We start from the raw sequence: 21721 nt of genomic DNA, 5'->3' as shown, positions 1-21721 counted from the left end.
CATACTATCCCAAACAGGTAAAAAGCCGACATTGCGCCGGCCAATTTTCACCCCAGATACTCGATAATGGACAGACCGCCGTTGTAATCCGTGCTGTAGATAATGCCTTGAGCATCGACAAACACGTCACAGGACTGGATCACCTGCGGTCGGCCCGGGCGTTTATCCATCATGGTCTGCGGCGCGGCGGGCACCAGCGCGCCGGTTTCTTTCGGCTGATAAGGGTTGCTGATGTCGTAGGCGCGGACGCCGGCATTTTGGTAGGTGGCAAAAATCAGCGTCGAGCTGACAAAGCTGCCGGGTCGGTTCTCATGCAGATTATGCGGCCCGAAGTGCGCGCCCTTGCTGACGTAATCCCGTTCATCTGGCTGCGGGAAGGTGGAGATGCTTATCGGGTTGGCGGGTTCGCGGATATCAAACAGCCAGATCAGCTTTTCGCCGTCCTCCTGGTTGTCGAGCACCGCCTCATCCAGCACCACCAGCAGATCCCGCTCCGGCAGCGGCAACGCGGTGTGGGTGCCGCCGCCAAAGGGGGGGCTCCAGTTGCGGTGGGCGATGAGCTGCGGCTGGTTGCGATCGCGGATATCCAACAGCGTCAGCCCGCCGTCGCGCCAACTGGCGTAAGCGGTGTCACCGCTGATAATGGCATGGTGCAGGGCGTAGCGTTTGCCCTCCGGCCAGGTTGGCGTCTCGCCTCCGGCGCTGTGCATGCCCGGCAACCACCAGCGCCCGGCGATTTGCGGGTTGCGCGGGTCTGCAAGATCGACAGTCAGGAAAATATAGTCGCTGTAGCCGTCAATCAGGGCGGAAACGTACGCCCATCGCCCACCGACATACCAGATGCGGTGCACGCCGATGCCCTCCAGCGCCAGAAAACCGATTTCCTGTGGCCGCTCCGGCGTGGAGATATCGAAAATACGTACCCCGGCGCTCCAGCCGCGGGCGTCGTTGCCTGACACCGTCTGGCTGATGGCGCGGGTGTAATACACCTTTTCGTCGGCAAAACGGGCGTCGGCAAACAGATCACGGGCGTTGATCACCAGCAGCAAATCGTCATGCGCCTGCAAATGCACGTTCCAGGTGCCGGGCGGCGCAGGCACAAAGCCAACGGCGCGCGGATTTTTCGCATCGCGCACGTCGACGATGGAAAACCCCTGCGACACCATATGGCCGATGTAGGCGTAGCCCCGGTGAACCATCACCTGTACGCCATCGGGCCGTCCGCCCTGGTCGCTGTGGCCGATCAGCCGCATGTTGCGGCTGTACTCGGGGTGGGGAAGCGGTTGCGATGCCATTAACCTTCCTTATTTTTTAGCCTGTTGCGCTTCAAGCGTGGCGAACCAGGGGGCAACGAAATCGTCCGATTTGCCCCAACCAGGGATCACCTTGGCCAGCGAGGCGACGTTGGTGGCTTCCGGGTGGCTCAGCAGCAGCGCTTGCGGAATGGCGGCGGCTTTAAACTCATAGGTTGCCGGGGTTTTCTCGCCGGCGATTTTGTTGGCCACCAGGCGCAGGTTAACGGCACCGATCAGCTTGGGATCGACCGCCACGCTGAGCTTCCAGGCGCTGCCCTTGGCGCGCATCAACGCCAGATCCTGGTTCGAGATATCAATGCTGTAGAGTTTGATTTCGGTGCGGCCATTCTCCTGCAGCGCTTTGTACGCGCCCTGGCTAAAGGCGTCCCAGGTTCCCCAGATGGCGTCTATCTTACCTTTGGGGTACTTGGCCAGGATCGCGCCGATCTTGTTGGCCGTATCGCCCTGAACGTCGGAAGACACCGCACCGATAGACTCAAGCTCTTTGATGCCGGGCTGGTCGCGCAGCAGTTTCTGGTACTGCGCCTGGCGCCGCTCCATCGGTGGGAAACCGGCAACCCAAAGTTTGACGATGTTGGCTTTGCCGTCGAAGTCTTTCACCAGTTGGCCGAAGGAGAGATCGGTTAATGAAGCGTCATCCTGCTGGCTGACGGTCACGCCCGGGATCTCGCCCTGTACCGCGGTATCAAAGGCTGCCACCGCGATGCCGCTGTCGGCGATGCGTTTCAACAGGGCGGTTGAGTAAGGATCGCGCCCCTGCGACAGAATGATGCCGTCGTACTTCTGGCTGATCGCCTGATTGACGAAGTCCTGGAATTTGGCGTCGTCACCGTTGGTCAGGAAGGTGTTGACCTGAAACCCCAGTTTGCGGCCTTCCTGCACCGCGCCGGTGACGAACTGCGTGGTATTGTCGTCCGAGCCCAGATTGCGGATCACCGCAATGCGGATCGGCCCCTGATGGTTGGCGATCGCCGCCGGAACCGGTGCGGCAGTGGAGGCGGAAATAGCGGGAAACACGGCGAACAGGCTTAACGCCAGTAATGAGGTGTTGAACAGTTTCATTAAGTTTTACCCTGCGTGGTCAAGCATCATTAAAAACGGGAGGACAATTCATCGTTACCATTGGAATGGTTTTTTTACCGGCATGAATTGAAGCAGCCAGTTTCCACGGCGGCCGGTCGGATGACAATGAACGAAAAATCATAAGCTAATGCAAAACAGTATTAGTCATCGGCTTTCCCGTCTCTATGATGGCAACAGCAAACAAAATAAGGACTTGAGCATGAGTGATACCCACATCCGCGTGGTCGCCGGCCCCGCCAACTATTTTGCTTTCCCCGGCGCGATTGACCGATTGGTGCAGTTTTATTCGCCGCAACAGTTGGGCAACGCGCTGTGGATTTATGGCGAGCGCGCGCTGGCGGCAGCCAAGCCCTGGTTGCCTGCGGTGTTTGACGCGCCTGAAGCCCGCAGGGTGTTGTTCAACAGTCATTGCAGCGAAAGCACGGTGCAAAGCATCGTGCAACAGGCGGGGGCGGGTCGGCAGGTGGTGATTGGCCTTGGCGGCGGCGCGGTGCTGGACACCGCCAAAGTGGTGGCGCGCCGGCTGGGGCTGCCGGTGGTGGCGATCCCGACCATTGCCGCAACCTGCGCCGCCTGGACGCCGCTTTCGGTCTGGTATAACGATCAGGGGCAGGCGCTGCGCTACGAAATTTTCAACGATGCGAATCACCTGGTCCTGGTGGAGCCGGAAATTATCCTGCGTGCGCCGAAGGCGTATTTACTGGCGGGCATTGGCGATACGCTGGCGAAATGGTACGAAGCGGCGGTGCTCAGCCCGCAACCGGAACGCTTGCCGCTGACCGTGCAACTGGGTCTGAATACTGCGCTGACCCTGCGCGACGTGCTGCTCACCGAAAGCGAAGCGGCGTTGCAGGCGCTGGCGCACGGGCAATTGAGCCAGCCTTTCCTCAACGTGCTGGAGGCGATTATCGCCGGCGGCGGCCTGGTGGGCGGGTTGGGGGATCGTTACACCCGCATTGCGGCGGCGCATGCGGTGCATAACGGCCTGACCGCCTTGCCGCAGACCGATGCCTTCTTGCATGGCACCAAGGTAGCCTACGGTATTCTGGTGCAAAGCGCCTTGCTGGAGCAGTGGGAAACCGTGACGCAGTTAATCGCGCTTTACCGGCGGTTGGATCTGCCGGTCAGCCTGGCCGCATTGGCGGTGGACATTCACGATGACGAGCAGGTTCAGCGCCTGATTGCACGCACGTTGCAGCAGGGGGAGTCGATTCATTTGCTGCCGATAGCGCTCAGCGAGGTCACATTGCGTTCTGCGCTGAAGTATGTGGAAGCGCAAGCCGCCTAAATAGCCGCGCCTAAGAGTACTACAGGTGAGGAGCATGCAGAGCACCGACACGCCGTGAATCCGTCCATGGAGGCTCGTATCGCGCGTCCATGCGCTCAACGGTCGGCTAACCTGCATGACCCCACCTGTCTCAGGCTCGGGGTGTGGCGATACTGCAATAAACCGGAGGAAAGGGCTTTCCCCTGGTTCGATTAGCTTTCAGCGGCGTTATTGCGCAACCAGGCTACCGTATCGCCGATCGTTTGTTCTACCGGCCTGAATGTCAGACCCAGTTCCCGTTCGCTTTTGGCATGATTGAAATGGGAGCGGTTGGCCTCTTTGACCATCAAACGCACCGTCGCCAAACTGAGCAAGACCGGCTTGCCGCTGAGACGGGCATAAGCTTCCTGCAGCGCGGCGACAATATAGAGCATCGGTAATGGCAAGGTACGCTTTGGCGTTTGAACCCCGGCTATTTTGCCCAGCAGCGGCACCAGTTGCTGCATGGTCATATGCCGCCCGGCGGCCAGATAACGTTCTGCGCGTCGGCCGCGTTCGGCCGCCAGGATCATCGCCAATGCCACATCCCGCGCGTCAACCACCGAAAAACTGCCCGGCACCAGGCCAGGCAGTTTGCCGTTCATCACGTCATTGGCCAGTTGCCCGGAAGAGGTGGGGCCAAGATCGGCCGGTCCCCACATCCAGCCCGGCAGGACCAGGTTGCCGTTCATATCGGGGTGGCTTTGCAGAAACGCCAGAACCACCTCGTCAGCCAGAATTTTACTGCGGTAATAATCATCGGCATCCTCCGAACGACGCAGGCAGGTTTCGTCTATCGGCATGCCCGGTTCACCATTGAGCACTGCGATGGAGGAGGTATGAACAAAACGGCGAATGCCAGCGCGGTATGCCTGTTCCAGCAGGCGTTCCGTGCCGTCGACGTTGATCGCTTTCAGTTCGGGCCAGTGGCTGCCGCCCTTGTAGTTGTCACGAAAATACGCGGCGGTGTGGAACAGTACGTCGCACCCTTGCAGATGCACGGCAAAGGCGGCCACATCGGCCATGTCGCCGGCGATCAGCTCAACGCCTTCGATGGAACCGAACTGCCGGCGGCCTTTCTCCAGCGAGCGCACCAACGCTTTGACGTGGCAGCCTTTTGCAACCAATTCTCTGACCAGATTATTGCCGAGCAGCCCGGTGGCGCCGGTGACAAAAGCCGTTTTCATGTTCATCATCATTAAAATCTTAAGTGAGTTTCAAAGTTCATATGATATCTTAATTTAGTGGTGCACATTTAAAATATCAAGTGATATCTTAAATGCGTATCCGTTACGCCAAAACAGCCTAAAGTCGAAGAAAATGAAGACAGAAAGAAAGCGGTTAACCCGCGAAGAAAGCCAGCAGCAAACCCGTGAGCAGTTGCTTGAAACCGCGCGCCAATTGTTTGTCGCCGGTGGTTACGGCGGCACCTCAATCCGGGACATCGCCAGCCAGGCCGGGTATTCCCAGGGGGCGTTTTATTCCAACTTTGCCTCTAAGGAAGCCTTGCTGCTGCAACTGCTACAACGCCATATGGAGACGGAGGCCACGCAACTTACTGCGCTGACCCAGAGTGATATCGATACGCCGGAGCAAGTATTGACGGCGCTGGAGGCCTGGACGGCGACCCTGAATCTCGAAGCCGACTGGTGCATGCTGTCGGTTGAGCTGCAGTTGCACGCGAAACGCAGTCCGGCCTTTGCCGTGGAGTACAAAAATATCTGGGACGTCCATCAGGCAAAAATTGGCGCGGTGATCGGTTCGTTGTTTCAACGGGTGGGCAAGGCGCCGCCGGCGGATCAAAACGAACTGGCGGCGGCCTTTATGGCGATGGCGCACGGGCTGGCTTTGCAGCGGACCGGCAACGCTGCCGATCCCTCCGGCAAGTTGCTCATGTTGTTTCTGCGCAGCCTGCTGTTCGCACCGGCGACAACCTGAAATCCCTACGGCAGGCGCGCCGTTCACGGAACGTAAATGATCTCAAAACTCGAGGTTTGGTCGTAATAGGGCCGCATGCCGCCGTCGACGTAATAGACTTGCAGATCATAATGATAAACCAAGCTTTTGTCCGGGTTGAGGATCAGTTCCAACACCGAGATTTTCACCTTGACCGAATGGGAAGGATGGTCCTTATCCAATTCGATGGTTTGGTTGGCGATGTTCACCAGAATGCGCTTGATCGGCCTCGGCCCCGAGGGATCGTAAGCGCCGCTGTCGCTTCTGAATTCAAGGGTTTTATTGATGTCCACCGGGGCGGACTGTTTGATAAATTCCCGCACTTTACTTTGATATCGGGCGTCCAGCGCGAGCATCACCGGAATGTTGTCCGGATTAAAACCGGTGAATCGCACCGCCAGATAGCCCTTGAGCAGCAGGTTTTGCGGCGAGCGGTCAAATAACGCATCCCAGATCAGCGCAAACTGGTGGACGGGTAGCGTGAAGGAATCCACGATGCCGCTTTGCAGGTTGATCAGCGCATTTTTCTCCTCCGTCTTGCCGTCGGGCAAGCCCAATTGCAGCGTCAGCGTGTCGGCATTGGCAAATGGCGCCAGCTTGCCGTCCGGTTGCGTTTGCGTGAACTGCTCGGCGGCGTCGGCGACGCGCGCCTGGTTCACCTTGGGCGACAGAAAGTAATCGAATGTCACCTTGATCTCGTCCAGCGACGTCGCATTTTCTGGGGCGATGAAGGAAATCGACAGCATCGGCTTGTCGTCGTCAGCGGCGTTGGTGGCGAGCAGGAAGGTGTCCGGCAGATAATAAAGGTAATTTTTTCGGACATAGTCCTGATAGTAGTTGTACCACACGTCGTTAAAGGCCAACGGAGTGAGAATCAACTGCAGGCGAGGCGGTGGCGGCACTATGCCCTGGTAAATATAGGGATAGTAGTTTTCGGCAAAATAGAAAATTTTGGGCGCAGTGATGGTGTTGACAATGCCGTGATCGGTGACGATGGCGACCACCAGCGTGGTTTGCGCGTCGTAATCCGACAGGGCGCGCAGCAGGGCGTCGCGCTGTTCCAGCCGATCCAGGTCAAGCTGCGCCTGGTAGCGGTTTTCCGTGGCGGTCAGCAGCACTTTGTCGAAAATCATCTCATCGACGCTACCGAAGGTACTGAAGGTCAGCACCACATAGGGAATTTGCGGCACCTGTCGGCTCAGTTCGAAATCCAGCGTCATGTTCCAGTGGGTGCCGTCCGTACTGGTGGCAATCTGGTAACGGGTTTCCCCCGAAACGATCTCGGTGCAGACCTCTGCGGCCAGATCCTCTGCCAGCGTGGCCGGCGCGGCGCGGTAATGCAACCGTTTTTCCCCGGCGTCTGGAAACTGTTCGCGCGCGTTATCCAGAATGATTTTGTTCAGTGTGACCAGATCATTGAGAAAGGTATTCATGGCTATCCTCAGTGTGGTGGATATGGGCCAGAGATCTGAACGGGTTCAGGCAGGCCGAGGTCCAGAGGAACCGCCCGTCATGCCGGCGGTAAAGTGGGCTTTCCCGCCCTTCGGCAGGCCCTTGCCAGCGGGCCAATGCGTCAATGACGGGCGTGAGTTGCGGGATCCCGCGCTGTCTGGCGTATTCAAGGGCGACGCGCCATTCGTGGGGATGAGCGTAATAGGGGGTCAGCGTACTGAGCCTGTCGTAACTGTTGCCGCTCCATTGCACCGCCTGATTCAACATCTTAATAATGCGCAGATAGGCCGGTGCCACGACGCCGGTTTCGGCCCTCAGTACATTGAGTAAAATCAGTGCGTTGGTATTCACGCAACAATCCAGCAGGCGGATGTCATTGTCGTCTTGCATCCAGGTATGAAAGCTTTGGCATTCCGCCCATTGATGCTGTACCTCCTTCAGGCGAGGATCGACCCTGCCTGTCTGATAAGCGTTCATGTGCGAAATTGTCTGCCTGAGCTGCGCCAGCGAAATGCGGCCAAACTTGTAGAGCAGTTCGGTAATGATGGCGGTGTCGTCAATGTCAGCGCAGATACGTTGGTTCGCCATCCATGAAGGATGGGCTGCGGTCGGCCAAAAGCTGAAATGGAATGGCCTGACTTCGCAGGCGAGCAAGAAATCGAGCGCCTTCTCGATATAAGGCGCGGTCTGCCGGGTGTACTCCAAAGTGCGCAGGACCTGGGCGGTGACAAAGGCATTTTCATCCCGATGCCAACGGCCATCCGGCGTTCTGGCATGAGAAATAAAGGCGCCGCTGGCGCATTGCTGTTCAAGTAACGCCGTCAGATCGGGCCGCGCAGCGGGCTCAGAGGATGGCGACGTTCTGACCGGCTGAGCGTCGAAACGGGCGTTTTGCGGGCTGAAGGTGCAACTGATGTTCTCATTACCCTGGCGATCCACAGAAAAGCCGACCACATTGAATTGCAAAGGAACCCGTTCGGCAATGACGCGCCGCAACAAAGGCATGCTTTGGCCGCCGGGTGCCAACAGCGCCTCCACGCCAGGGAATACCCGCTGATTATCGCCAAAGAAACTGGGCGCCATGGTAAAGAGCGTAAAACTCTCAAGCTCGCCGTTCGGACCGTAGACCAGGCTAAATCCGTAAGTGGTGTGAGGAAAACCTTCATCACGCAAGGTTTGCCGCAGCGCACGCTCCAGTAACGGCGACAGGGCGGGAAACAGATCCCCGCAGCCGAAGAAAAGCATCACTTCGGCAATATCGGCGTGGGTTATCTGTGCGCTATGCCATTGATAGTAGTATTCAAGCGGCGAAGCGGGCAGTTGCGGATAATAGCCCACCATCAGCAACGCCAGCCCGATCTCCCTGCAGGCGTGGCTGGGGTGAACCACCGGGCCGCCGGGCCAGCCGGCTTCGTCGTACCCACCGGCGGGTACCTCGGAATAGACCTTGGTTTTAACGCCCTCCGGCGCATATTTTCGGCCCAGCCAGGAGCCGAATCGCAGCGGCTCCTCCGTTTGCCGCTGCATGCGTTTCACTGCCTCAAGGTATGGTTCCGGCAAAGCCTCTGTCGGTGCGGCGGTGATGCGCTGGTAATGACGATAAAAAGCATCGACCGAACGATCTTCCGCGTAGCGCGGCAAAAAAGGATCCAGCGTGCAGGCGATCGCCAAGGGTTTCGACGATGAAAGGGTAAACTCGAGCGGACAGCCGTTATAGGCGAGCAGGCTGGTGGTAAAGGCGGCGGACAAACAGCCGGAAGCCAGACGCGCCTGGCTGAAACGGGCGAGCTCGGGGGCCAGTGCGCCCTGTAAATAAGGCGCTTCCCGACACAGGGCGCCGATCAGGGCGTTCCATGCGGCCGGCAATACTGCGTTACGTTCATCCATCGCCACCCCCTTAAGCCAGATTCGAGATAACGATGGCCGGCGGGTTTTCACTGCCGTCTTTAGTGACGATGTCGCCACCAACAAGAAAATAGAGAATTTTGTAGTTAACTACCCAGGGGGTCTCGGTCGGGCAGCGATATTTAAAGGTTTTGCTATCGCTATTATCTTGGCTGAACGGATACTTCTTGGTTTTCCGGCTCTGTTTATCGTCGATATAGTCCAACTCGACGATCACCTGATTATAATTTTCCCACGAGAATTTCCTGTCGAGGAAGATGGCGACTTCGTTGAACGTCAACACCGCTGCGGGATCCAGGTTCAGCAAGGTTGAAGCCGACTGTGACGGCGATTGGAAGCTGCTGCGGCCTTCCCAGCCGGATGAGGCGGCGGACTTGAAGGCAAACTCGCTTTGGATCACAAAGAGTTCATCTTTGTTGTTGCTGCGGGCGATACTCTTGGTCCATTTTCCGTCATCGGCGACAAAGGGGTCTGCGGTGTAAATTTTCTGGTTGTAGGTGAGAGAGAAGGTTGCGGCCTTGATGCCGTATTCCTCGAAACTGTCCGGCCCCAGCACGGTGAAGTCGATTTTCTGGAAGAAGGGATCGTTGACGTTGACTTCAATAAAGTAGGGGGCAACCTTTTGCGCATGCAGAATATCGCTGCCGATAAAGTTTTGCGGCACGGCGGACTGGCTGAGGGCCTTCGAGGAGGTGTAGTTGAAATTCAGGCTCTTGGTTTCTTCGATTCTCACCAGTTTTATTTCCAGCGAGGCGCTCGGAAACAAACCGCCTTTACCGCCTTCTTCGCCGTCTTTACCGCTGGAAATCAGCGAATCCAATATCGAGTCGCTCGCCGATTTCGCCTGGGTATTGCTGTCATCGTTGGGTTTGAGCGAAGCGCTGAAGAAGCTTTTCAGGATCTCCTCTTTAACGAATTGCAGCGCCCATTCCTTTTCCTTTGCCTCCTCTTCGCTCGGCATGCTCTCGGTCACCTTGATGATCAACTTTTGATCCTGCTGCAGCTTCTTGATCACGCTGTCAAAGCCCAGCCAAAAACTGGCGGGGGTTTCCACCGGGATCGGAATGTTGGCGCCAAATTTAACATCGAACTCTTTGTAAAGGCTGTCGAACTGGGCTTCTACTTCAACCTTTAATGCCGGCGTGATGCCGGTAAAGCTCAGGTTATAGGCCACGGCGGCCGGCGCTTGCGCCTGATTAAAGGCGGCTTCCAGAATGACCGCCTGTTGCGGCGTCAGTTTTGCGCTGAAGATGGCGCTGTTATTGCCGAACAGGCTGGGACATGGGGCGCTTATCAGCTCGCCGTTGGTGCTTTTCGCATCCAGCACAAAAAAGTTGACCGTGCCTTTGTCATACGGCACCTGGGCTTTGCGGGCGTTTTTCGGATCAACGTGCAGTTTGCGCAGGTAGTCGCTGAAAGCGCTGTCCAGCACGGCTTCATCAATCGCCGTATTTACCTCAAAGTTAATGTATCCCCCTTGTTGGTCACTGCCATCTCCGGTGTATTTGATCAGTGAAAATACGGGCCTTTCCCCTTGCTGCGCGATATGGATGTCACCGGGCAAATACCAGAACTGGTTATCATCGGAGTCATCGGCGAAGAAGGTAATATTTTTGATGGTTTCGGTTCTTGCTCTGAGTAATAACATGGCGATTCCTTAATTGAGGTTGGCGATGTCGATATCGTCTTGAAGGGTTGCGGATTGAGCGTACGCGGGTTTTCCCTCGCCTTGGCCCGGTTGGTAGGTGAACCAGATGTCTAGGTCGACGATGAGCCGTTCAGGGTCGAGTTGATCGGCGCTGAATCGCTGGGGCGCGGCATCGGATTCGGTAAACTGAAAAACCTGTTGCAGGCTATCGGTAGGTGAATAGGCATAGTTGGCAGAAACGATCACCATGGCAACCTGTTGCCAATCCATGCTGGCGGACAGCGTGAGCACGCGCTGGCGATACAGGGTTGAAAACAGATAGACATCCTGGCTGGTCGGCTCATTGAGTTCGGCGGGAATATGGGGCGAGTTGGTGGCGGTGCTGTATTCCTTGCTGACCTCGAACAGATACAAATCAGGTTCCGGCAGCATGACCGGATAGCTGTCTTGCTGCGCCGTTTGGCTAATCTGGTAACTTTTCGAAATGGAGCTGTTCGGCCGCTGCATATGACGGCAACGCAGCGTGACCAGTACCGATTGATACCAGCTCCAGTCGAACTGGCTCGCCGCCTTGATCATAAAATCATAGCGGCCATAAACGGATTCGATATCCAGATAAATATCGTTCAATTCGGTTTGCAGGCTGCCTGAACTGACGGAGGTCACGCCGCCGATCGCCTGATTGAAATAAACGACGAAGTTATATTCGACCGGCCACAGCATTTTGCCGGTTTTGGGATCCAGGATGCTGGCCACTCTAAACAGTTTTGGGTCGGTATCGCCGCGGCGAAAGTTAAACTGCCGGTTGTCGTCGCCATAACGCAGGCGTGCAACCACCAACTGAATATTGTCGTCCAGCTCGGTGGACAGCAGGTTGACCCGCACCTCGCGGAAGGCGAAAAAATCATCCTGCAGATCGCTCTTGGTGATCACCCGGTCGGCCTGATAATCGGTGCCTTTGACCAGTTCGGCAAACAGGGCCTGCGGATAAAGCGACCGCTGCACCACCGTGGTTTCGCTCAGTTTGCCGCTTAAGCGTCGCTGTTCGACGTCTTCAATCGACACCCGTTGCAGGTAAAAACCGGCCTCAGGCTGAGGTTGCTGCGGTGCGCGGGCAAAAACCGGCGTAAAAAACTGGCTGGTCAGGATCTGCGTCAATTCGGCGGCCGCCTGCTCGATATGGCCGTCGGGATCGGTTTCCCGGACTTTGATCCTGACCACTTTTTCACTGATGAGTCGCGCCGAGGTTTCTTCGATATTGACGGAAAAAATCAGCAGGTTGAAACCGATCGACTCTTGCAGGAATTGATAAACCTGGACCCAGCGGGCCTCCAGCTCAAAGGTTGCCGGCGGCAGCTGTTGCAGGTAGTCGATTTTATAACTGACGGCGATCGGCGTGGAGGCCGGTGCCTGCATCAGGCTCGCCAGCAGGGCGATATCGTCGCCCGAGGTTAATTTAGCCAAAAGATAGCAAAACTGTTGGCTGCTCAAAGACGTTTTGCTGGTTTGGCCGGCAATAAAGCCGGGAATGTCCAGCGTGGCGCTACAGGCAATCGCCTGCAACGGCAATAACAGCGCATCGCGCGGGATATCCGGGCTGGCGTCTGCGGCCTTGCGTGCGGCTTCGGGGCTGCTTTCCAACTGCGTTTGCAATGACAGCGTGGCGTAGTAAACCGTGGCCGGTCGGTCGCTGTTTCTGAATATCTGCAACTGGACGGCGGGTTGGTTGTCGTCATTCACGGTAATGCCCGGTGCGGCGGCGCAGTAGTAATAAATTGGCCTGTCCGGGTCGGCGCGAATGAAACAGATGTTTTGCACGACCAATTGGTTGTCCATGGCGACCTCCCCAGTTTGTGACAGTGGAAACAGGGCAAGGCGAGCTTGCCCCGGATTGCCTCAGCCCCTCAAAACGTGACGACCACGATGCTGCTCGTCACGTTTTTGGTGACTTCTTTGTGGTCATTGTCGGTGCCGAAATACACCACGGCGATGTAGTTGATTTGCGGCACATTGTCTTTCTCCGGCTGCATCAGGTTGAAGGTCAGGTATTGGGTCATCGATTTGGGATCAAACTCGGTCAAGGCAAAGGATTGGACCTGTTTGAAATCCCATTTTGGGTAATACACCGTCATATCGAAGGTGATCAGTGAAATATCTTTCTGCGTAGGTTTTAAGATAATGGTGTATTTCTGCTGCTTCGGCAGGGCGTTGGAGATCAGGATTTGGTTGCCGCGAATGCCGTCATAGTCAGGTAACTGCGGGTTGGTTTCCATGTCGCTTGGCACGTAAGTCAGGCTGTCGCCATCCAGGACATAGTAATCGGCGGAGTAATAAATCGGCTGTTCGACTTTAGTGCCGATCGGATAAATAAAGGGGGTGGGGGGCGACGACTCCTTGACAACCTGGCTGACCAGTTTGGGATCGACGTTGTTCGCCGGATCGGAATATCGCGTTTTAACCACCACCTGGCTGAAGATTTTCCATCCCATAGGGTCAAGCAGCGTCGCTATATCCGCATAAACGATGCCGCACTGCGCAACGTTAATGGTGACAACCAACTCATTGTCGACCTGGATCTTGCCGGAATGATAGGGCTTGGCTTGCATGCCGCTAAAATTGACGGTGTAGGAATAGCTATATGAACGGCCCAACTCGGGGTTGATAAACCATTTGTCGGTTTTTTTCGGTTTGCTGTCACCCGGGGAAAAATGCAAGGTGCTCTGATTGTTCTTGTCGTAGATGGCGGTTACCACGATATTGGCGACGTTGTATTTCGCCAGATCGTCGGTGACAAAGAATTCGGGTTGCAGGTATTGGTAGAACGGATCATTGAGATCGTACTCTTTAAAGTACTGGTCCAGATGTTCTTCGCCGACGATGGACTGGATCGACGGCAGCTGGGCCTGCGGCGCAATGGAAAACGACACCACCGAGTTCTCATCGTAGACCCGGGTAAAGCTTTTGGTCTGGTCGAGGCTGGATTTGAATTTGCCAAATCCATCGACGTCATTAAGCAGCTCCAGACTCATGTCCAGCCCGGTTTGGCTGCTGAGGATTTGCTCAACCTGTTTTTGTCCCCAGTCGCGCAGACCGTCTTTCCATTTAATGTATTGCTCTGGCGTCATGCCCATCTCTGCAGCGCTCAGGCCGGTTTCTAATTTGATGTTAATGGCGCCTTTTTCGATATATTCGCGCTCAATCTTTTTCTCATCGGCCGACCAGGTGTGGTAGGAGATCTCTTGCGTCACCGATTTGGTGATCTCGCTGTCGTAACTGACCGTAACCTTTGCCGCCGGCAGGGAAGCGTCCAGGTTGAAGTCAAAGCGCACCGCGACACTTGAGCTTTTATCGGTGCCTTGCAGCACTTTTTCGAACATGGTGGCGCCTTCGCCGGTTAGCGACAGGCTAAACACGGTGTTGTTATCCCCCAGGCCGGAGGGCGACAGCGTGGTGGGGATTTGACGATGGAATTTATCGTTGTTATCCAGAATCAGCGAGGCCTGCGCCGACGTAAACCGCGGTTGCAGCAGTTTGATTTTAGCCGCGTCTTCCGGCATTAACTGGTTGAGGAACTGGTCATTGCCTTTGCTGCTGTCGTACAGCGCCACAAATTTGGCGGCCTGCTCGTCGTCCAGCCCCGTATTTTTCAGCGCCGTGTCCATAGCCGATTTTTTGCTCGGATTCTCAGGATCCGCCACGTAAGCCTGTTCCGCTTTAACATACTGAACAATCAACGTGGATTTCGCTTCCAGCTGCGTTTGAATGTTGCCAAACAATTGGGCTCGGATCTTCTCTTGCATGTCCAATTCAGGGTGCGGCAACATGACGGTAAATTGCGCATAGCCGCCTTGCGTATCTTCGCCGCGATACTTGTAGAACATAAAGCTCGGGGTTTCCGGCTCCCTCGCGACAAACACCGGGATTTCCGGCACCACGTAATAAATATCCTTGTCGACACTGTCGCCGTAACAGGTATAAGCATATTCCTTGATGCCGAGGTATTTGGTTACGGCGATTTTGACCGATTGCTGCAAAGCTGTGGTTAACATAGGGAATTCCTCTTGTGTATATCACTTGTTGTATTGCAGTTTGATGGGGCTGGCGCTGGCCTGCTGCGGGCCAGAGTCGTAGGTTTTGGGGAATAGCGATGAGGTTTTTCCTTGCCAGCGGTACTCTATACGGCCGTTTAACCCGGCCGAATGGGCGTTGATCCACCAATTGGCTTGCCACTGCTGGTTGGAAAACGAAAAGTTGAAGCTCTGACTTTTAACCTGTCCTGCAGGCCGATAAGTGGCATTGCCTGAAATCGTTTTAAATTCGGGTTTCAGATGTTCTGCTTCAAATATCACGCTGAAAAAACCCAGTTCTTGTGGCGTCAATGCGACAGCGTCTTGCCAGCCGAATTGGCTTTCATAGCTGGAGTAGTCGGAAAACGTCACTTTGAGGGTGATGTCGCTGACCGCCGATTCGGTTTTTAAGGTCACCGGCGGGAAGCTGGGCCACTGCATCGGCGTTTGCTGGTCCGCCCAACGCAGTTCGATGGACATGATGTTGAAACCGTTAGGATTGAACCCAAGGCTGACCACGCATTGACGGTGCTTGACCGGTTTGTCCGGTCGGCTGGGCTCCGGCAATGGCGTTGGCGTAAAAGAGATGATGCTGTCGGCGGGCAGTTGGCCGAGCAGAACGGCGATGTCTTGCTGCTGCGCCAGCAAATAGCGTTGAGGCACGCTATTGCCGTAGCTGACGTCATAGCTGATCTTGTTGGGGATCTCATCTACCGAATGGATGTTGCGTAACGTGTTGCTGACCAGCTGCGCCGCTGTCTTCACCAGTGAGTTTCTCACCAGTTCGCGGGTCTGTTCCGAAGGGGCATTGTCAAATTGCTCCAGCAAGATGATCACGCCGGCATCGATCTGCTGATTGAGCAACAGGGCGATAGCGTCCGGTTGGCGCGCCTGTTCGTTGAAAGCCAGGGTCAAAAACGCGACCCAGTCTGCATCCAGGCTGGCGGTGACGCCGCTGCTGACGTTGAATTGGCCGTGCGTAACCAGGTAAACCTGGTTTTTGGCCCCACGAATGGCATTGTCCAGCAAGCCGGCTTCGGCGTGGGTCAGCGGCATTTTTGATTGTTCAAACTCGACGTTATAACTGTCTGACTCAGGCTGGTGGGCAAAACGCAGGAATAACGATTGGCGAATATCGCCTTGCTCCAGGCTGATTTCCCCCGGGGCCGGGACAAAGTGTTGGCGGATATAGGCCGCGATCGCCGCCGTATCGACCGGCATGTTTGGCGCGATAAAGGTCGCCAGACCGCCGCCGGGGCTGGTCAGCAAATGCAGTGCGCTAACTTTGCCGGCCGGGGTATCCAGCACCGTCTGTGGGGCAGCGCTGCCGTAGGTGTAGCGCCCCGGCGGCAGCGTTTGATCGTGAAACGCGAAGGCTCTGTCGAGCAGGAAAAAATTCTGCAGACCTTGTTGGGGATTCAAAGCGTCAGTCATTATTTTTCACCTTGATATCAATCGTTTGATCGCCGGTCACGTAGGGTGACCATTGGCCCTCAGGGGGTTTGTAGCGAAATCCGGCAGCAAAAATAGAAGTGACATTCCATTGATATTCGAAGCTGTCCTGCGGGTGGGTGAAGGTATGTTCCGTAGTGCGGGTGTCGTTTTGCGCCTGAAAGGTCAACACGGCTTTGAGCATTTCGGCGGGCAGATGAACGGTGATCCGCGCCTGTTGTGAACCAAACTGCGGGAAGCTGTAGGCACCGATGGTGGTGGCCTGGACAATCGGCATCGGGAGCGGTACGGCCTCGCTGCCGGACAACGCGTAAGCTGTCGCGTCGGCATAGGTATCGTCACCCAGGATCGGGCAACTGAAATAGGGCGCCGCCGCCGTCAACGCCAGATCCTGTAGCCAACCGGCAGAATGATAACTACCGCTAATCCGGCTTTGCCGGGCAAATTCAGGATCAATGCTGATGGTCAGAAACTGGCAGGGCAGCGCGGCATAATCCAGCACCAGAGCGCGCTCGGCACACCGCTGCCGTTCACCGCTCAGGGTCTTCCATACCCCATCTTGCGTATAGTTGACGCGAATTTGGTAGAAGAAGTCTTCATTATCCAGCGCACTGTTTTGAAACCTGAAGATCAACCTGCTGTTATCTGGCGTCAGCACTTGCGTTTGGCTTTGGTCAAGAGGGTAAATATCACCGGCCGGCACGGTCAGTTGAATATCGATCGAGACATTGTTTTTCAGGCCCAGAGGAAAGGCGTAAAAAACGTCGATCTCCAACTCGCCCGCCGGCAGCGGCGGCGCGGTAGTACGGTGAATGATGGTATCGGGAGACACCTTGGCGATTTGCTGCGCGGCGGCGAAAGGATCCAGAATGAAGCAAAGCGGTCGGCGGCTCAGCACCACCGTCTCCAACGGGAAGATCACCCGCCCGCCGTACGCCGGTACCGTCAGACAAATCAGTGCCGCGTTGCTGGTGGCGGGGCCGGCATAGGGTGAGCCCAGCAGGTTATAGAGCCGATCGAGAAAAGCCTGGCTGAAAAGCAAGGTTTCCTCGGGGGCGTTAATCGGCAATGCTGGGGTGATTTTCAGCGGCAGCAGCGCGATATTGCTGTACAGGTATTGCGTCAACAGGCCATAGTCAAACGCCACCCGGCCGCCGTCAACGGGGTAGGCGCCCTGAACGCTGGCGGCCAATTCAAGCATCAGCGCCCGGGGGTCAAACTCGACGGAATACGCCAGGCGCGGCGACACCCCTTCAACAAAGCCGTCCAGCCGGGCATTAAAACCCAGGGTGTCATCGAGCAGCGTTTTCTCAATCAGTTGGGTGCTGGCCGAATTCAGCAAAATAATAAACTGGATACACTGCGCCGAATACCAGGTGGCGTCATAGCTTTGTCCGTGGAGGGGGCTGTGGAACTCGATCGGCACGTCAAACCCCAGACTGCCGGGTAACACCGGCAGCACCCTTACGGCTTTATCCGGGTATTGTTGTTTGAAGTCCGTCAGGCTTTGCAGGCCGGCAAATTGCAGCTCGGTAGTGAAGTTTAACCAACCATAAATGCTGTCGGTACTGTAACTGCGGACAATATCCAGCGAGAAGGCCAGCGGATGTGCCGCCAGAATACTGACGGATCCCGGATATAGGAAATAGGCGTCATTTTGCTGATAGGTGGCGATAAACCGTTGGCTATCGCTGATGATAATTTGCTGAAAATCCGGGTATCCCTGGTACATGATATTATTTACCCGCCAGGTTGAGGTGATTGCGGTAATCCTGATGCCATTCTTGCGGCAGTTTGCTCAGGATATTGACCGGTCGTTGATGATATTCATCCTCATAAAGCCTTTGCATCAGGTTATCGCCGACCAATATGCCATTGGCGTATAGCGTGTTATTGTCGTAAAACGCGCTATCTGCCGGCGTATCTATCGGTAATTGCAGGTTATAAACCTTAATGTCGCCTTCTTTTTGCACTATGCTGATAATTTCGGCTTCGCCATCCAGCGTAAGAAGTTTACTGGTCTGGCACAGTTCACGCGCGAGGACCACACCCGATTGAGTAATAAAAGGGTGTCCCAAACTGGCGATAATCGTGCGTATTTTATTGCTGGCATCTTGTGCTGTGATTTCAACATAATGGCGCTCATGTCCGGTGGTGATATCGTCGACCCTGAGTGCGCCGCCATGTTGCGACCGTATATGTTCGCCGGTGCTTATGGCGCTAATGAGTTTCTCGCTGCCATCCTGCATCAGTATTTTCGTGTTCTCTCCCAGGCAACCGTAAACGATACACATGGGTTTTAATGAGGCAGTATTTAAAAAACGCTGATCAGGCTCAATGTTTTTTGGTGCGTTGGTAATAAACGCGATTATGTTTCGTCCCTCGACGTTCAGATTGACTCGGAATACATAATAAACCCATTCGCCAGATTCAAAGTCGACCTGGTTGAACTTCAACCAGTTCAGATCCCAAGATAAGGTATCGTTATTAATTTGCGTGTTGGGCGAGTTGAAGATATTTAAATCGTTATAAGGTGTCACCGGATCGCCGCCGGCGCGCGAGCGTATCAGATAAATGATGTTTTTGGCATTGACTGGCCGACCCTCGACAATGTCTATTGTACCGTAATAAGTGATATTGCCTTTGATGGGAACCCGTACCGTACCGTCGCCATCGTAAGTATAACGATAGTCGCAATCTGCAGCGTCACGCGTTAAACAAATTTTTATTGCATCCTGGTTATAGAGACTGCGCGGCGAATCATTGTAAATACTTTTAGGGTAGCTTTGCGTAGTAATGATTTCCGCACCATAAAAAGTATTTTGGCCAATAGTTTGCGCAAAGGTATAAATGACCGTGACCGGAAAGTCGTCGGAGAGCTGGCTTTGCGGATAATCGCCATTCGCGGTAATGGCGCAGTCCGCAGCGTAAATATAGGCTTTGTTGAATGTTACCTGGCCAACATTCATCGCCTCGCCGTCAAACAAACCCAGCGTTTGCGTCACATTGGTGGCAGAAACCGGCAGAGAGCCAATGGCATCAGCGCGATAGCTTCTGCCGTCGAGGGAGTCCAATCGCACGATGCTGTAAACCGGCTGGGCGTCGCCGTTGCCGGCCTCGCTCAGCCGGCCTGCCGTACCTTTACTCTGTTTCGATTGTTGCCAGCGTTGGGTGAATTGCGGCGAAACGCCTGGAATGACCCCCGCCAGTCTTAATTGGATATCGTAGAAGTCGACCAATAATGGATTGCCTGGTTCAATAATAAATATGCCGGTATTGCTATACTGGTTGATAACCGCTTTAACGATATTCTTTTCATCGGAGGTATAATCTTGCGTGATCATAATCTCAGGTACCCAATAAAATTCTGGCACGTTCGTGCGAAAATATCGACGGATAAAAAATTGGCGATAAATGAATGACGGATTTATTTACAGGTTTCTTTGCAGTAAGAATAAAGGGCGCTTAAGCTGTTGGAACCAAGATAGGCTTCAAACTCACCGTCGGTCGGTTGGATGTTTGAGTCCGCAGTCATGCTGAAAAGTTCTTGAGCAAACATATCTTTGGTGGCGGAAGGTTTATTTTGAAAGTAGGTCGTTAATTTCCCTTTACTCACCTTGCGTATCCAGGCGAACTCACCGCCAAGGGTGACCTGACCGGTGAAGATAAAGTTGTTGCTGGTATAAACGCTGATCTCATTGGGATAGGTCTGATAACGAACAACCTGATTGACTTCAATATTCTCCAGGGTTTCTTCCCAGGTTTCTCTTTTTATCACATTTAAGGCAAAGTCCTTGCCGTCAACCGGTCCGTCTTTTGCATCGGCCGTCCCTCCAAATAACATTGGGCAACCTCTGGCAAAACCGATGGCTTTCAAACCCAGCAGAATGAAATCATTATTCCCGACAGCTTTAGGGTCGCTGTCAAGAATGACATATTTTTTAATGGGCATAGTCAGGTCCTCATACATTTGTGAGTATAAAAATAGAATGTATTTGTTGGTTTTTCGCGGTGCTTGACTCACCTTCAACAATAGCAATGGCGACTAAAAAATCAACAGACACATAAAAATAAATGAAGTATTTTTTTGTTGATATCTAGATAATCAAGTAAATCACGGCGTTAAAAAAACAGATGACAAATCTTTTAAATAATCAAAAAAAGAGGATGCGATAGTTCTGTTTTTGTTAAATTCGCGTATTAGCGTATCAAATCAATACATTGAAAAATGCCATTGTTTGAACGGGGTGGGCAGCCTACCATTTACTGTGATTGTTAGCACTGTAATCAATGTGTCGCTTAGGAATTTATTTATTAATGGTAGTTATGGAAAGGGAAGTTAGCAGAAGAAATAGCGATGACAATACATCAATAGTGATATTTATTCCAAACTAACTATATACGAGTGCAATGACCTGTCAGAGCCTTTCGAATCGTAAAAACTCACCGAAGCGAGCCAGATCCCGGCTCGATCATGTCAAATTTCCCAGCCGTGAAGCCGGAAGATCACTGTGGATGAACCTTCTATAGACAGGGGGGCAGTTTGGATATCGAAAATTATTGTACGTTAAGCCTGTTTTTTAACCACAATCTGTCGAGGGTATATGACTCAATCTCTGATGTATGAAATCAATGAGCGCTCTTGTTTTAGCGGGCAAGTAACGCCGATCTGAATAAAGTGCGAACAATTGCAATGGGGCTGCCGATTGTTCAAACTTAACCTCGATTAACCGTCCATCGCTAATGTAGGGTTGGCAGGCTTGTTTCGATAGAATTGCAAAACCGACACCGGATACCGCAGCGCGTCCTGCCATCTCTCCGCTGTTTACCCGATAATGCCCTTTAACCTTGATTGTCTCGAATCCCCCCTTTTTATTGACAAACTGCCAGGGAGCACCTTTCAGTGCACTTACCGTTGTAATACAGGGTAATTCTTCAAGTTGCTGGATATGAGAAGGGGTGCCATAACGCTGAATGACGGAGGGGGCTGCAACGATGGTGCAAGGGATAGTCACCAGATGACGGGCTATGTAGTCACTGTCATCCATCTGACCACGGGTAATAATGACAGCTAAATCCAGATCATCTCGCAGGGATTCGAAACCTGACAAATTTGTGACACAGCTGATCTCCAGGTCCGGGTACTGACAGGCGAAATCGGCAATAACAGAACCCAGCAATGCAGGACCTATTTCATTGGGAATACAGATACGTAATGGGCCCTTGAGTTGCATTTGCCGCAACGTTAATTCTGTCTCGGTTTGCTCAAGCGCCTCCAGTAATGGCTTCGCTCGGGTATAGAGGAGGTGCCCCGCCTGGGTGAGTTTCATATGTCGGGTACTGCGCTCAATGAGCTGAAGATTCAGTTTTTCTTCTAACTGAGAAATACAACGACTAACATTTGATGTCGGCATTTCAAGGACTTTCGATGCCCCAACAAAACTTTCTCTTTCAACCACCGCAATGAACACTTTCAGGGTATTAAAATCAAGAGCCGAACGCATCAATTATCCCATATATGATAATAATAAGTGCC

15 protein-coding genes are annotated in these 21721 nt (G+C 54.1%); 2 read left to right on the top strand and 13 right to left on the bottom strand.

Going from position 1 to position 21721, the window contains the following annotated elements; translation table 11 throughout:
* Nucleotides 1–47: 47 nt before the first annotated feature.
* Together QZQ97_RS06185 and QZQ97_RS06180 are read right to left on the bottom strand one after the other, a co-directional pair.
* A complete protein-coding gene (locus QZQ97_RS06185) occupies nt 48–1295 on the bottom strand; it encodes an LVIVD repeat-containing protein (protein ID WP_311992717.1) in 1248 nt (415 codons plus the stop codon).
* 9 nt (nt 1296–1304) lie between these two features.
* Nucleotides 1305–2378 (bottom strand): sugar ABC transporter substrate-binding protein, encoded by a 1074-nt coding sequence (locus QZQ97_RS06180; RefSeq protein WP_311992716.1) that lies wholly within the window; start codon nt 2376–2378, stop codon nt 1305–1307.
* A 220-nt stretch (nt 2379–2598) separates the two neighbouring features.
* Between QZQ97_RS06180 and QZQ97_RS06175 the strand changes: the two genes are divergently transcribed.
* Entirely contained in the window at nt 2599–3687 is a 1089-nt protein-coding gene (locus QZQ97_RS06175; protein WP_311992715.1) for an oxidoreductase, read from the top strand.
* A 191-nt stretch (nt 3688–3878) separates the two neighbouring features.
* Here the strand turns inward: QZQ97_RS06175 and QZQ97_RS06170 are convergent, their stop codons facing one another.
* On the bottom strand, nt 3879–4904 hold the full coding sequence (locus QZQ97_RS06170; protein ID WP_311992714.1) for an SDR family oxidoreductase: 1026 nt from the start codon (nt 4902–4904) through the stop codon (nt 3879–3881).
* A 121-nt stretch (nt 4905–5025) separates the two neighbouring features.
* Between QZQ97_RS06170 and QZQ97_RS06165 the strand changes: the two genes are divergently transcribed.
* Nucleotides 5026–5643, top strand: a complete 618-nt coding sequence (locus QZQ97_RS06165) for a TetR/AcrR family transcriptional regulator (protein ID WP_311992713.1) — start codon at nt 5026–5028, stop codon at nt 5641–5643.
* A gap of 23 nt (nt 5644–5666) precedes the next feature.
* Here QZQ97_RS06165 and QZQ97_RS06160 read toward each other — a convergent pair whose 3' ends face one another.
* The 10 genes from QZQ97_RS06160 to QZQ97_RS06115 all read right to left on the bottom strand — a co-directional run bounded on the left by QZQ97_RS06160 (nt 5667) and on the right by QZQ97_RS06115 (nt 21689).
* Nucleotides 5667–7094 carry a hypothetical protein gene (locus tag QZQ97_RS06160; RefSeq protein WP_311992712.1) on the bottom strand — a complete coding sequence of 476 codons (1428 nt, stop codon included), beginning with the start codon at nt 7092–7094 and terminating at the stop codon, nt 5667–5669.
* Nucleotides 7075–9000, bottom strand: coding sequence for a hypothetical protein (locus QZQ97_RS06155; protein WP_311992711.1), 1926 nt, complete (start codon nt 8998–9000; stop codon nt 7075–7077). The genes QZQ97_RS06160 and QZQ97_RS06155 overlap by 20 nt, the downstream gene beginning before the upstream one ends.
* A 10-nt stretch (nt 9001–9010) precedes the next feature.
* Entirely contained in the window at nt 9011–10666 is a 1656-nt protein-coding gene (locus tag QZQ97_RS06150; protein ID WP_311992710.1) for a hypothetical protein, read from the bottom strand.
* Between the two features lie 9 nt (nt 10667–10675).
* Nucleotides 10676–12502, bottom strand: a complete 1827-nt coding sequence (locus tag QZQ97_RS06145; protein WP_311992709.1) for a hypothetical protein — start codon at nt 12500–12502, stop codon at nt 10676–10678.
* Between the two features lie 68 nt (nt 12503–12570).
* Nucleotides 12571–14715 (bottom strand): hypothetical protein, encoded by a 2145-nt coding sequence (locus QZQ97_RS06140; RefSeq protein ID WP_311992708.1) that lies wholly within the window; start codon nt 14713–14715, stop codon nt 12571–12573.
* Nucleotides 14716–14736: 21 nt separating this feature from the next.
* On the bottom strand, nt 14737–16167 hold the full coding sequence (locus QZQ97_RS06135; protein WP_311992707.1) for a hypothetical protein: 1431 nt from the start codon (nt 16165–16167) through the stop codon (nt 14737–14739).
* On the bottom strand, nt 16160–17917 hold the full coding sequence (locus tag QZQ97_RS06130) for a hypothetical protein (RefSeq protein ID WP_311992706.1): 1758 nt from the start codon (nt 17915–17917) through the stop codon (nt 16160–16162). The genes QZQ97_RS06135 and QZQ97_RS06130 overlap by 8 nt, the downstream gene beginning before the upstream one ends.
* Before the next feature lie 4 nt (nt 17918–17921).
* Nucleotides 17922–19529, bottom strand: a complete 1608-nt coding sequence (locus QZQ97_RS06125) for a hypothetical protein (RefSeq protein ID WP_311992705.1) — start codon at nt 19527–19529, stop codon at nt 17922–17924.
* An 83-nt stretch (nt 19530–19612) separates the two neighbouring features.
* Nucleotides 19613–20137 (bottom strand): hypothetical protein, encoded by a 525-nt coding sequence (locus QZQ97_RS06120; RefSeq protein ID WP_311992704.1) that lies wholly within the window; start codon nt 20135–20137, stop codon nt 19613–19615.
* Nucleotides 20138–20765: 628 nt separating this feature from the next.
* Nucleotides 20766–21689, bottom strand: a complete 924-nt coding sequence (locus tag QZQ97_RS06115; RefSeq protein ID WP_311992703.1) for a LysR family transcriptional regulator — start codon at nt 21687–21689, stop codon at nt 20766–20768.
* Nucleotides 21690–21721 lie beyond the last annotated feature (32 nt).

The organism is Serratia sp. root2 (assembly GCF_031931805.1).
Lineage (GTDB): Bacteria > Pseudomonadota > Gammaproteobacteria > Enterobacterales > Enterobacteriaceae > Serratia > Serratia inhibens.
Note: the sequence above shows the minus strand (reverse complement) of the source record. Positions and strands in the feature narration are given on the sequence as shown.

Coding starts and splice junctions, on each gene's coding strand:
- QZQ97_RS06185 (WP_311992717.1), bottom strand. CDS start 1,295: ATGGCATCGCAACCGCTTCCCCACCCCGAGTACAGCCGCAACATGCGG.
- QZQ97_RS06180 (WP_311992716.1), bottom strand. CDS start 2,378: ATGAAACTGTTCAACACCTCATTACTGGCGTTAAGCCTGTTCGCCGTG.
- QZQ97_RS06175 (WP_311992715.1), top strand. CDS start 2,599: ATGAGTGATACCCACATCCGCGTGGTCGCCGGCCCCGCCAACTATTTT.
- QZQ97_RS06170 (WP_311992714.1), bottom strand. CDS start 4,904: ATGATGATGAACATGAAAACGGCTTTTGTCACCGGCGCCACCGGGCTG.
- QZQ97_RS06165 (WP_311992713.1), top strand. CDS start 5,026: ATGAAGACAGAAAGAAAGCGGTTAACCCGCGAAGAAAGCCAGCAGCAA.
- QZQ97_RS06160 (WP_311992712.1), bottom strand. CDS start 7,094: ATGAATACCTTTCTCAATGATCTGGTCACACTGAACAAAATCATTCTG.
- QZQ97_RS06155 (WP_311992711.1), bottom strand. CDS start 9,000: ATGGATGAACGTAACGCAGTATTGCCGGCCGCATGGAACGCCCTGATC.
- QZQ97_RS06150 (WP_311992710.1), bottom strand. CDS start 10,666: ATGTTATTACTCAGAGCAAGAACCGAAACCATCAAAAATATTACCTTC.
- QZQ97_RS06145 (WP_311992709.1), bottom strand. CDS start 12,502: ATGGACAACCAATTGGTCGTGCAAAACATCTGTTTCATTCGCGCCGAC.
- QZQ97_RS06140 (WP_311992708.1), bottom strand. CDS start 14,715: ATGTTAACCACAGCTTTGCAGCAATCGGTCAAAATCGCCGTAACCAAA.
- QZQ97_RS06135 (WP_311992707.1), bottom strand. CDS start 16,167: ATGACTGACGCTTTGAATCCCCAACAAGGTCTGCAGAATTTTTTCCTG.
- QZQ97_RS06130 (WP_311992706.1), bottom strand. CDS start 17,917: ATGTACCAGGGATACCCGGATTTTCAGCAAATTATCATCAGCGATAGC.
- QZQ97_RS06125 (WP_311992705.1), bottom strand. CDS start 19,529: ATGATCACGCAAGATTATACCTCCGATGAAAAGAATATCGTTAAAGCG.
- QZQ97_RS06120 (WP_311992704.1), bottom strand. CDS start 20,137: ATGCCCATTAAAAAATATGTCATTCTTGACAGCGACCCTAAAGCTGTC.
- QZQ97_RS06115 (WP_311992703.1), bottom strand. CDS start 21,689: ATGCGTTCGGCTCTTGATTTTAATACCCTGAAAGTGTTCATTGCGGTG.